The following is a 12,532-nucleotide window of genomic DNA, read 5'->3' as shown; positions in this document are numbered from 1 at the left end:
ATTAACATTTACAGCGATGAAAAAGTACATTCAGAAAATCAAGGATTCAATCAACAAGTCTTGGAACAACAAGGCATCGAAGACCAAACGCCTTATCATCTACGGCCTCTTGCTGGCGTATATGGGAGTGGCCCTTTATGTCATCTTTATGCCTGCTCCCGATTACAGATATGAGGAGTATGTCAGAAGTGAGCCGCCTGCCACCAATCTGATTATCGAGGAGGAGGCAACTCCTGCCGACAGCCTCTCGGATGAGAAGATACGGGAGATGGAAGAGTTCTTTAACCAATTTAATTCAGAGAGCTATGAGTAACGATGCAAATGCTCTGAAAAGAAAGGAGCAAATCAAGAAAATTCTTGTGTATGGCGGAATGGTTATGCTATGCCTTGTATCATTCTACTTCATCTTCAAGCCATCGAAGGAGCAGGTGCAGGCGGAACAGCAGAAGGTAGGCTTCAACGCCGAACTTCCCGATCCGCGAGGTGCAGGCATCGAAGCGGATAAGATTGCAGCCTACGAACTGGAGGATATGCGTGTCAAGCAGGAGCAGAAGATGCGTACCCTTGAGGACTTTACGGCAATGACCACCGATGACGAGGAGGAAGAGGTGGTCGAGATACCCGAGGAACCGAGATATACAGGTGGTGGCTCATCCTATCGAAGTGGCAGTAGCAGTCGGAGCAACTCGTTCTCTACATCCACATCTGCCTACAACGACATCAATGCTACGCTCGGCAGTTTCTACGAAGAGCCGCGTGAGGATCCTGAAAAGGAGGCTCTGAAAGTGGAACTTGAGGAGCTGAAGCAGTCGATGGCACAGCAGCAGAACAGCCAGCCGACATATGCCGACCAGGTGGCACTTTTGGAGAAGTCATACGAGCTTGCAGCGAAGTATATGCCCGGAGGTACTGCTGCAACCTCCGAGGGCGCAGCCGAGGAGGTGGAGACCACCACACGAAGTGGCAAGGCGAAGGCACAGCCCGTAGGTCATGTAACGACTCCCGTAGTGTCGGCACTCGCTCAACCTGTAAGCGACTCGGTGATGATAGCACGGATGGCACAATCCGTAGGCAGTGGCTTTCACACTGCGGTAGGCGAAGCACCGAAGCAGACAGCACGTAACACCATCAAGGCGTGTGTGCATGGCGACCAGACGATCATCAGCGGTCAGAGTGTGCGGCTCAGGCTCTTGGAGGCGATGCGTGTCGGAAAGTATGTACTGCCACGAAACACCCTCATCACGGGTGAAGGCAGCATCAAAGGCGAAAGGCTCGACATCGAGATTCTTCAGGTGGAGCATAACGGAACGATCATTCCCGTAGAACTTACCGTCCACGACAATGACGGACAGGCGGGAATCTTCATACCCGGCTCCATGGAGGCGAGTGCGGCAAAGGAGATGGCGGCAAATCTGGGACAGAACCTCGGAACGAGCATATCCATCACCAACCAGTCTGCCGGAGACCAACTGCTATCCGAAGTAGGTCGCGGTGCCATACAGGGCGTGTCGCAGTACATCTCCAAGAAGATGCGTGAAGAGAAGGTACACCTCAAATCAGGATATACACTGATGCTTTATCAAAACAATCAATAACCTATTAAAACATTAAAGACATGAAAAAGATTTTTGTAATGCTTGCCCTCACGATGGGCGTTGTAAGTGCCAATGCACAGTCGGTTGATTCAACCGCAGTAACTAACACAGTAGCCGGTGATGTTACCCTCACTACGGACATCTATCCGCAGCAGGAGGATGGTGACATCTATCACGGGCTGACAAAGAAGCTGACCTTTGACCGTATGATACCGCCTTACGGCTTGGAGGTGACATATGACAAGACCACTCACATCATCTTCCCTGCGGCAGTACGCTATGTCGATCTCGGCTCGCCTAACCTTATTGCAGGTAAGGCCGATGGCTCGGAGAATGTGATTCGTGTGAAGGCTACGGTAAAGAACTTCCGCGATGAGACCAATATGTCGGTGATTACCGAGAGCGGCAGTTTCTACACCTTCAATGTGAAGTACTCGGATGAGCCTCTGCTCCTGAATATCGAGATGAAGGACTTTATTCACGATGGCAGTGAGGTAAACCGTCCCAACAATGCTCTCGACATCTATTTGCAGGAGCTTGGCAGTGAGTCGCCGAAGTTGGTACACCTTATCAGCAAGGCTATCCACAAGGACAACAAACGCCACATCAAGCACATCGGCTGCAAGGCGTTCGGCATCCAGTATCTGTTGCGTGGACTCTACACCCACAATGGTTTGCTCTACTTCCATACGCAGGTGAAGAACACATCGAATGTACCATACGAGGTGGACTTTGTGACCTTCAAGATTGTGGATAAGCAGGTGATGAAGCGTACAGCCATTCAGGAGCAGGTCATCTTCCCTCTGCGTGCCTATGACTATGCCACAACCGTTGCGGGCAACAAGGATGAGCGTACTGTATTTGTGTTCGACAAGTTCACCATCCCTGCCGACAAGGTGCTTGTGGTGGAGATGCACGAGAAGAGCGGTGGCAGACACCAGACCTTCACCGTGGAGAGTGAGGACATCGTAAGAGCAAAGGTAATCAACGAACTTAAAGTGAAGTAACCATGAAAAAGTATCTGTTTCTACTTGTCGCAGTCGTATCGCTTGCCCTGTCATCAGGGCAGGCATACGCCCAGCGTTATCTCCCGAAGATGATGGGTGTGGAACTCAGAGGCGGCTTTGTAAACGGCTCGAAATCTCCGCTCAACTACTACACGGGAATAGCGATGTCGGGATATACCAAGAAGGCTAACCGCTGGGTGGTCGGTGCAGAATATCTGCTCAAGAACTACGACTATCGTGGTACATCCATTCCTCGTGCCCAGTTCACAGCCGAGGGCGGTTACTATCTGAAGTTCTTGTCCGATCCCACAAAGACCTTCTTCCTCTCCATCGGTGGCTCTGCATTGGCAGGCTACGAAACGGTGAATTGGGGCGATAGATTACTACACGACGGCTCTACGCTGCTTGCCAAGGATGCCTTCATCTATGGCGGTGCCATCACCCTTGAATTGGAGAGTTATATAACAGACCGTATTGTCCTGCTTGCCAATGTGCGTGAGCGTGTCCTCTGGGGAGGCTCACTCGGCAAGTTCAGCACTCAATTCGGCTTAGGTGTCAAATTTATAATCAATTAAAAGCGTTATGAAAAAGTTATTTTCCTATATGATGGTTTGCGGTGCCATGATGACCGCTGTATTAGGCTTCACATCTTGCGAGGATGACCTCGATGTTCAGCAAGCCTATCCTTTTAAGGTTGAGACAATGCCTGTACCCAAGCGATTGGTACAGGGCGAGACAGCAGAGATACGCTGTGAGATTGTCCGTGAGGGGTATTTCTCCGATACTCGCTACACAATCCGTTACTTCCAGCCCGATGGCGAGGGTACATTGAGAATGGATGACGGTATGGTGTTACTCCCGAATGACCGCTATCCGCTTGACAGAGATGTGTTCCGTCTGTACTATACCTCAGAGTGTGAAGACCAGCAGACGATAGATGTCTATTTCGAGGATAACCACGACCAGCTCTATCAGCTCACATTCACATTCAATAATGAGGCGAAGGAGGAAGAGGATACCACAGAGGGTAACACGATTACTCCCATAGGAACTATCGTCTCTCCAATCAACATCAATCCTTAAACAACGGTGGCAGGCACTCGCTTGTCGGGTGTCTGCCGCCATAACCAATCACTAAAAGAGAATCTATGAGAATAAAATTGATGATTATTTGTCTGACCTTGCTTTGTGGATATGCCAAGGCACAGACACGTGGCGGCGACTCATCGCCACCACTACCCAAGGAGATTTCTGCGGAACTGTTCGATAAGGCGGTAGCACTTATCAAGGAGTTTGAGGGGTGGCACTCGGCAAAACACTATCCATACATCGGTTATGGTCATAAACTGCTTCCACACGAAAACCTGACAGCCGATATTACCGAGGAACAAGCGGATTCGTTACTCAGAGCCGACCTATTGGAGCGATACAAGTATTTCCGACAGTATGGGAAAGATGCTCTGTTGCTGACGGTTTTGGCTTACAATGTCGGCCATAGCAGATTGTTAGGATATGGTAAACGCCCGAAGAGTAACCTTATCAAGAAAATCGAGTCCGGCGACAGAGATTTTTACGAAGAGTATATCTCGTACCGTTGCTACAAAGGCAAGCCTATTCCCAGCATCGAACGCCGCAGAAAAAGAGAGTTTCAATTGCTGTATATCCCGTAGCCGTTATTTAAAGAGCCTTCCCTTAAGCAATTGAGTGGAGGCTCTTATTGTATCATCTTAAACCAAATCACATTATGGCAACAATTAAAGTAAAACTACGTCCATCATCAGTCGCAGGGCGTGCAGGAACTGTATATTATCAAGTGACTCATCGTAGAGCGACACAACAGATAACAACCAATATCCGATTGCAGCCTGACGAATGGGATGCAATAGGTGAACAGGTTGTTGTAAGTGTTGCAGACAAGAGCATTATTCAGAATCGTATAGATAGTGATATTGCACTATTGAAACGAATTGTCAAAGACTTGGATAATAGCGGAGTAACCTATTCGGTTGGAGATATTATCAAACGCTACAAGTCTCCAGAATGTCATGTGTCTGTATTGGACTTTATGAAGAATCAGATACGGTTGATGCGTAATGCCAATCGTTTGGGTACAGCCCTGAACTATGAGAAAACGATGAAAAACTTCGCCGAGTTTCTTGGTGGAGTCAACTTGCCGTTTTCGGCAATGACGGAACAACTTATTGCGGACTACAATGCCTTCCTTGTGCAGCGAGGGATGGTTAGGAACTCTATTTCATTCTATATGCGTATAATGCGTGCCGTTTACAACAAGGCAGTTAGACACAAGTTTGTTGAACAATCACATCCGTTTACAGAGGTTTATACTGGTATAGATCGTACCCGCAAGCGTGCTGTTTCAGAGTCTGTAATATCGCAGTTATATAAACTGAAATTAACAGAAGATACTCCTCTTGCACTTGCAAGGGATATATTTATTTTCAGCTATTGTACCCGTGGAATGGCATTCGTAGATATTGCCTATTTGAAGAAAGAAAACATTCAAAACGGAGTGATATGTTATGCCCGTCGCAAAACGGGACAATTATTGAGTGTGCGTATAGAACCAAGTATCCAGCGTATAATTGACAGATATTCATCGGCATTATCGCCTTATGTTTTCCCTATTTTGACTTCTACGGACACAAAGGAGGCATACGAAGAGTATCAAGTCGCAATCAACAACCATAATAGACAGTTGAGACGATTATCAAAGATGTTGCCTGCCGGTTGCAAATTGACATCATACACTTCTCGCCACAGTTGGGCTACCGCTGCGAGAAATCATAATGTTCCCATTTCTGTCATCAGTGCTGGTATGGGACATACCTCGGAACAGACAACGCAGATTTATCTAACAATGTTGGAAAACTCGGTGATAGATGATGCCAATCAAGGACTTATCAGGTCTTTATTGGAGTAGTTCCACGAAAGAACTATACTCCGTTTGCAAAATTACTAAAAATTGTTCAAGGAAAGGTAGAAACAGGCGATTATTTTTTCTTCTTCAAAAAATTAAATGATGACACCAAATAAATTTATATTCAACGAATTATGAAAATTTTGTTATTTTATAAAGATAAAAGATGAATGTTTGTATAGCTTGTAAATTTTTATAAATCAGTAGGCTATGATTAAAAATGTTATGAAAATGTCAGTTATTTATTTTGCATTACATTTTTAATCAAGGTCTTACATTGCAATTATAGTTCTTTCGTGGAACTATTAGAAATAAATGAATCAAAAAATTAAAATATGAAGCGCTTGATTTTATCTGCGGCTTGTGCCCTAAGTTTAGCTAGTTGTGGAGGTCCTCCCGCTGGACCTAACCAAAAGTTGGGAAATGAAAGTCCACAGACTGAAGTGAATTTACCGGCACCAACAATCAAAGTATTTGTTGAAAATTCTGGTAGTATGGATGGTTACGTTAAGGGCGCAACAGACTTTGAAAATGCTGTTTATAGTTACTTATCAGATATCCAGCATGCAGATTTAGGTGTTCGAACAGATTCGTTAGCTGCTAAGAATACTTTGATTCTTAATTATATAAATAGTGAAGTTCTACAGCAAAAGCCAGATGTTAGAGAGTTTATTGAGGCCTTGGAACCTGCCGATTTTAAAATGAAAGGTGGAAAAAGAGGCACTTCTGATATGTCTAATATCCTTGATACTGTCATATCACAAACAGACGATAATGAAGTCTCTATTCTTGTTTCGGATTGTATTTTCTCACCTGGAAAAAAATACAAGGCTAAAGATAATGCGGATGAATATATTGTAGCTCAGCAAATTGGCATAAAGAGTCATATCGTCGAAAAACTTGCCAAAAACCCTAATTTCTCAATTGTAGTTATGCGTTTAACATCTCAGTTTAATGGCACATATTACAATAAATTCGATGATAAACAGCCTATTAACAATGACCGTCCCTTCTTTATGTGGTTGATGGGTGACAGAAGTTACCTTAATACTATTCTCAAAAAGGTGGAACTTAATCAAATCAAAGGCAAAGGGGTACAGAATATTTTTATGATTTCTAGGCCTTTAACGGCTATACCGTACAATATTTCATTGCCTCAGCCAGGTAATGGCAAATATGAAATTGCAAGATCTGAGCAATATGCGATTAACAACGCAAAGACTGACGGCAGAGGTGGCAATAGTCGTTTTCAGGTGGGGATATCCGTTAATTTCTCTAATATTCTACTTCCTGATGAGTATTTGATGAACCCCGACAATTATATGGTATCAAATAAAGCATATGGTGTTGAAATCGTTAAATATTCAGGTCCTAGACAAGATTTGTATACGCACACCATCAAACTCAACTTGGTGCAACCCGTATTAAGCAAGGGAGTTGTCAAAATATCACTTAAAAACACCTTGCCCCAATGGATTAATGACTGTACTGATGAGAGCGGATTGGATATCAACGCACCAGGTGCAATGGAAAAAACATATGGTTTGAGTTATCTACTTGGCGGTGTATATGATGCGTATGCATATGATGGACAATATGGAAGTATAACAATTAATATTAAATAATATGGAAAACTTACTCGGACAGATTTATTGTTGGTTTCAGTCTTTTTATGGACAAGATTTAAGTTATTATTTGTGGGGATATGATCCCGGAACAGAGGCCTACACTAATCCAAATATCTATAACTTGGTAGGATTAATCACATTAGTTTGTTCACTTGTTCTAGTAGTGGTTTTCTATTACATTATTAACCATCCGAGACTTTGCAAGTGGTGGAGTTGGTTGATAACTTTAGGTATTAATGGTGTGATAGCTTTATTTGTTGGTTATGGCATCGTGATGTCTAAATACGTGAATGGTTACATTCATGATACCTTAATGTATCAAAGAGACGCTGATGGAAATATTATTTCTATACTGATTGGCGAATCTAATTGTTGGGGCTTTGGTATTGCCAATATGTTCGTTGCGATGATTGCATTCGTACTTCTTAGTTTTATGTTGAAATGGTGGAGTTCAAGTGCTAAACATGTGCCATTTTTATAACTTTTAATTGATGTTTATATGAACGGAAAATTATACATATTCGGTATTGGTGGCACAGGATCTCGTGTCATTAAATCTTTGGTTATGCTAGCTGCATCAGGTGTAAAGATTGAAGCAAATGCTATCGTTCCAATTATTGTAGACCCTGATTTTGCAAATGCTGATGTTACGAGAACTATTGAGCAAATTAAAGCATATACTGCTATTCGTAGTCAATTGGCATTTAATGATGCTACAAAAAACAGATTCTTTGAGGTTCCTATTGAGAATGTTGTGAATGATCATAGACTAGCCTTAAAGGATACTAAAAATAAGAAGTTTAGAGAGTTTATTGAATTCAGCACCATGTCTAAGGAGAATAGAGCATTAGCATCTATGTTGTTCTCTGAAGCAAATCTAGAGTCAGATATGGAAGTCGGATTCAAAGGCAATCCTAATATCGGAAGTGTCGTACTCAATCAGTTTACCGATTCTCAAGATTTCATAGACTTTGCGGATGCCTTCAAGCCTGGAGATAGAATTTTCATCATTAGTTCGATTTTTGGTGGTACAGGTGCTAGTGGATTCCCTCTATTGTTGAAGAATCTTAGAGGATTAGATGCTAAGGTGTCTAATAACGATGCGATACAGCATGCCCCGATAGGTGCCATTACCGTGCTCCCTTATTTCGCGGTTAAAACTGATGAGGAAAGTACAATTAATTCTTCTACCTTTATCGGAAAAACTAAGGCTGCATTACAATATTATGAGCGCAATGTAAATGGAGACGAATCTTCTGTGAATGTCCTTTATTATATTGGAGATGAAAGAACTAAGCAATATGAGAATGAAGAAGGAGGAACAGAGCAACGTAACAACGCTCATATTGTTGAATTAGCAGCAGCAATGTCTATTGTAGACTTTGCAAGTATTCAGAATGATGATCCAATACTTGTTTGCGAAGAGAACTCGAACGGTAAAATTTATGCTCCGAATCCTGATTTTAGGGAGTTTGGTATTGAAAAGGATGTTCAAGAAGTTCTTTTCAGCAATCTCACTCAATCGACGAGGGACTATCTGTGTACACCTATGACACAGTTTGTGTTATTTGCTAAGTATGTGAATGAGCACTTGAGAGGTGCAACCTCTCTTCAATGGGCAAGAGATAATAAGTTTGATGATGCGTTCTTAAAATCCTCTTTCATTAATAATATTCAGAAATTCGTAAACTCTTACATTGAGTGGCTAGAAGAGATGTCTGATAATGATAGAGCATTTAAGCCATTCAAACTTTCTGTAAAATCTTCTGACTTGTATTCAATTGTAGATGGTGTAAAACCTGGATCTATTAAAGCTTTATGGGCATTCAATAAGTCAGGATATGATTTATTTGATGCGGCTCTTAATGAAGAGCACTCATCACTATCCAAGAACTTTACACTCCCACATAAGTTCACGGAGTTATTTTACAATGTTACAAAATTGTTAGTTGGTAAGAAATATAAGTTTTAAGTGATATGGCTAAGGTTTTAAGACTACATAAAGGAGTTGCCGACACAATCGGCAATTGGGACACCTCCGTAAAGATAGGAACTAAAGCGATTGACTCTATCGCAGATCCTATAGGTGCAAATGATAAGCATGAAATTACATCAATTCCTTCTCCTTTCGCTAGAATGGATTTGGTGAAGCGCGCTTTTAAGATTGTTGCGGAAGGTTCGCTTGAAGGCAAGACAGCATACCATAAACTAGTATCTGACTGTCTAGATGTTGGCCAAATTTTCTTCAATATAGAGAAGTATCGTGATAAGATAGAAATCATCGTGTGGGATAAGAAGAATTGTTTGGCAGAGCTTTCTGATTCTGATTACGAAGAGCACACTCGTTTGGGTAAAACTTACAAAACATATCTAGAACAGGATTGTGATGAGTACAATTTTGATCAGATGGATTGTATATATCTGCTTAATTATATAGACCCGTCGGCACCAGGCGTAATGAATATCATTGGTGCTACTTCTCCTGCAACCATTTTCTTTACTTCTGCGAATGATTTGCAATATGTTGGAAAGAAAATAAAGTTCGGTAATGATTGCCCATTTGACACGGAGTATAAACCTCTTTACAAAAGGGATTTTGAGTATATAAAATATTGGTGGGGACTAAAGAAGAGCAGAAAAGATTTTGCAAGAGTGTTCCCCGAGGTTGATTTATATCTTGAGAAATGTTTCAGAATGCTGACTGATGAGCAACGAAATGAATTGCGTCAGAATATTGTTGACGAAACATATTATCGAGGCAATTATGATGATATACCTGTTGTTCCTACAGCTCAACAGTATGTTATGGTACTTGATGAGAAACTTCGCAGGAAACGCACAGTAACAAATATTTCGAGTGGATTTGAGATGAAAGTATCAGATTCGCTTAGAAATGGCAATGTGCCTCTTGCTTTGCCAGTAGAAATGTATACAGAGCCCACACATTATGTTGTCGCCAAATGGGATAAGAATACGTATGTTCCATATTACGACGCAAGACCTATTGATGACCGCACTTTACCGGATGATGGTTCAAAGTATCCATATGTTACAGTTGGAGACTTCTTAGAAGATACAATCGTTAAGGTTCCTTATAAGTTTAATTCAGAGGCTTTCTTTAATGGAAATGATGAAAATCCAGATTCAAAGTTCAGCTACATACTTCCGTTAAAGAGAACATACTTTAACTACTTCACAACCAAAGATCTTACGGAAAAAGTATGTGGAAAAAATCGTATTGAAGTTGTTCGTTTGAATGGTGAGGCTGTAAAGGTAGTATTACGCATCCCGATAAAAGATGGCGGATATATCCAGTATGAACGAATCTATTATAAAGATGGTAAGGCTGAGGCAACCGCCAACAAGGGTGCCATTATTGAGAAAGAGTTTACTCTTGGATTGTATCCTAGCATTAAGTATGCAGATGGTGTCAAACCATACTACAAAGTTGCATTCTTAGATCGTGATTCAGTAGATAATCCAGACAGTGCATATTCGTTATCATTCTATGATTACTCAAACAAAGAAGTGTCTGTTGAAGGTGTAGTTAGAAGAAATAGGAATGCAGACAATTCAAGATTTGATACGAGTTACATTGACTACATTACTTATGCACTAGAGTCTGAATATCAGTATATAACCTTATCTAATGATAATGAGAGTGGTATTCATGGTGTTATTATACCTAAATTTACAGCTCGCAATGGAAGTCACAAATTCCGTTTTGCTATAGATTTCGGTACAACAAATACGCATATTGAATATAGTGTTGATGGTTCAACTTCTTCTAATCCTTTTGATATTACAGAGAAGGATATGCAGATTCAAAAGTTGCACATCACAGATGACTATATGATCAATGATGTGTTCAACTCTGACTTTATTCCGGCAACAATTGGCGGAGAGAGTTTGTATGGATATCCAATGCGTACGGTTATATCTGAGAGTAACAATACAAACTGGGATAAGGCTGTTTTAGCAATGGCAAATGTTAACATCCCTTATACTTATGAAAAGAGTTTGTCATTGCCGTACAATGTATTACATACAGACTTGAAATGGTCAACAAATACTGAAGATAAAAAGAGAGCTTCAAAATATATTGAAAGTATTTTGTTGATGCTAAGAACAAAGGTACTTCTTAATAATGGAGATTTAAGTAAAACAGAAATCGTATGGTTCTATCCTGCAAGTATGACACAGAACCGCTTTAATAAATTTAAAGCAGAATGGGAAAATACTTTTGCAACTTTATTTGGTGCTCCTATTTCAAATATTATTGCAGCGTCAGAATCTGTTGCGCCATATTATTATCATAAAGCCAAGAAAGGTGCAACCTCTACTGTTGTATCTGTCGATATAGGTGGTGGTACTACAGATGTTTTGATAGTTGACAAGGGCGAACCAAAATACCTAACATCTTTCCGTTTTGCCGCTAATACGATTTTTGGAGACGGATACTCATACGATTCTGATTCAAACGGTTTCGTAAATAAGTATAAAGATATAATCACGAATCAGTTAGAGACCAACAATTTAAGAGGCCTAAAGGCCGTATTGAAGTCTGTACTTGATAAACGTGTATCAACTGATGTTATTGCGTTCTTGTTCTCATTGGCATCCAATAAAGAGATCAAAAAGGAAAAGGTGGAAATCAATTTTGCAAAGATGCTTGCAGATGATAACAGAGGTAAATATGTTGTAATATTGTTCTATGTAGCAATAGTATATCATATTGCAAAATTGATGAAAGCTAAAGGCTTTGATATGCCTCGTCATATGACTTTCAGTGGTAATGGTTCAAAAGTGCTTAACATTTTGAGCACCAATGACGCAACGCTAGTAAGACTTACTAAAATCATATTTGAGGAAATCTATGCTCAGTCTTATTCAATAGATGGACTAGATATTATCCGTCCTGCAAATTCAAAAGAGTCTACTTGTAAGGGAGGTATCATTTTAACTCCATTCCAATCTCAGGATTATGGGGAAATTAAAGACATGAAAACAATCCTTATTGGTACAGATAATGAGAAATTTGCAGATGTACACATGACTTATAATGATGTGACAGAAGCGGATTTGGATTCTGTTGTAGACGTAATTAAGGAATATATAGAATTTACCTTCAAACTTGATAAGAAATTCTCATTCTATGACAATTTCGATGTAGATCGTTCTATTATGAATAAAGTCAAGGACTTATGTTATAGAGATATTAGAACATATCTTGAGAATGGTCTAGCAATCAAGAAGAGTGAGATAGCACAAGATGGTGCAGATGACAATTTGGAAGAAACATTATTCTTCTACCCGTTAGTTGGTATTATCAACGCTGTAGTACGTAACATTTATCAAATGTAA

11 protein-coding genes are annotated in these 12,532 nt (G+C 40.9%); all 11 read left to right on the top strand.

Translation table 11 applies throughout. The features are described 5' to 3' along the window. The first annotated feature begins 16 nt into the window (after positions 1-16). The 11 genes from GKD17_RS22155 to GKD17_RS22105 all read left to right on the top strand — a co-directional run bounded on the left by GKD17_RS22155 (position 17) and on the right by GKD17_RS22105 (position 12,532). Positions 17-313 carry a hypothetical protein gene (locus GKD17_RS22155; RefSeq protein ID WP_007834023.1) on the top strand — a complete coding sequence of 99 codons (297 nt, stop codon included), beginning with the start codon at positions 17-19 and terminating at the stop codon, positions 311-313. Then, positions 306-1,595: a conjugative transposon protein TraM gene (traM, locus tag GKD17_RS22150; RefSeq protein WP_007834016.1), complete on the top strand. Its 1,290-nt coding sequence runs from the start codon at positions 306-308 to the stop codon at positions 1,593-1,595. Before GKD17_RS22155 ends, traM begins: the two co-directional genes overlap by 8 nt. Positions 1,596-1,615: 20 nt before the next feature. After that, positions 1,616-2,602 carry a conjugative transposon protein TraN gene (gene traN / locus GKD17_RS22145; protein ID WP_007834015.1) on the top strand — a complete coding sequence of 329 codons (987 nt, stop codon included), beginning with the start codon at positions 1,616-1,618 and terminating at the stop codon, positions 2,600-2,602. Between the two features lie 2 nt (positions 2,603-2,604). Then, positions 2,605-3,177: a conjugal transfer protein TraO gene (locus tag GKD17_RS22140; RefSeq protein WP_007834014.1), complete on the top strand. Its 573-nt coding sequence runs from the start codon at positions 2,605-2,607 to the stop codon at positions 3,175-3,177. Positions 3,178-3,184: 7 nt separating this feature from the next. After that, a complete protein-coding gene (locus GKD17_RS22135) occupies positions 3,185-3,685 on the top strand; it encodes a DUF3872 domain-containing protein (RefSeq protein ID WP_007834013.1) in 501 nt (166 codons plus the stop codon). A 65-nt stretch (positions 3,686-3,750) separates the two neighbouring features. Continuing rightward, positions 3,751-4,272, top strand: a complete 522-nt coding sequence (locus GKD17_RS22130) for a glycoside hydrolase family protein (protein WP_007834012.1) — start codon at positions 3,751-3,753, stop codon at positions 4,270-4,272. 74 nt (positions 4,273-4,346) lie between these two features. Beyond that, complete coding sequence (locus GKD17_RS22125) at positions 4,347-5,543, top strand: site-specific integrase (RefSeq protein WP_007834011.1); 1,197 nt, start codon at positions 4,347-4,349, stop codon at positions 5,541-5,543. Between the two features lie 332 nt (positions 5,544-5,875). Next, entirely contained in the window at positions 5,876-7,165 is a 1,290-nt protein-coding gene (locus GKD17_RS22120) for a hypothetical protein (RefSeq protein ID WP_007834010.1), read from the top strand. 1 nt (position 7,166) lies between these two features. Beyond that, positions 7,167-7,649: a hypothetical protein gene (locus tag GKD17_RS22115; protein WP_007834006.1), complete on the top strand. Its 483-nt coding sequence runs from the start codon at positions 7,167-7,169 to the stop codon at positions 7,647-7,649. A gap of 18 nt (positions 7,650-7,667) precedes the next feature. Next, positions 7,668-9,140, top strand: a complete 1,473-nt coding sequence (locus GKD17_RS22110; protein WP_007834004.1) for a hypothetical protein — start codon at positions 7,668-7,670, stop codon at positions 9,138-9,140. Between the two features lie 5 nt (positions 9,141-9,145). Further along, entirely contained in the window at positions 9,146-12,532 is a 3,387-nt protein-coding gene (locus tag GKD17_RS22105) for a hypothetical protein (RefSeq protein WP_007834002.1), read from the top strand.

It is taken from the genome of Phocaeicola dorei (genome assembly GCF_013009555.1).
GTDB classification, from domain to species: Bacteria; Bacteroidota; Bacteroidia; order Bacteroidales; family Bacteroidaceae; genus Phocaeicola; species Phocaeicola dorei.
The sequence above is the reverse complement of the archived record's forward strand: the minus strand, read 5'-3'. Positions and strand labels throughout refer to the sequence as shown.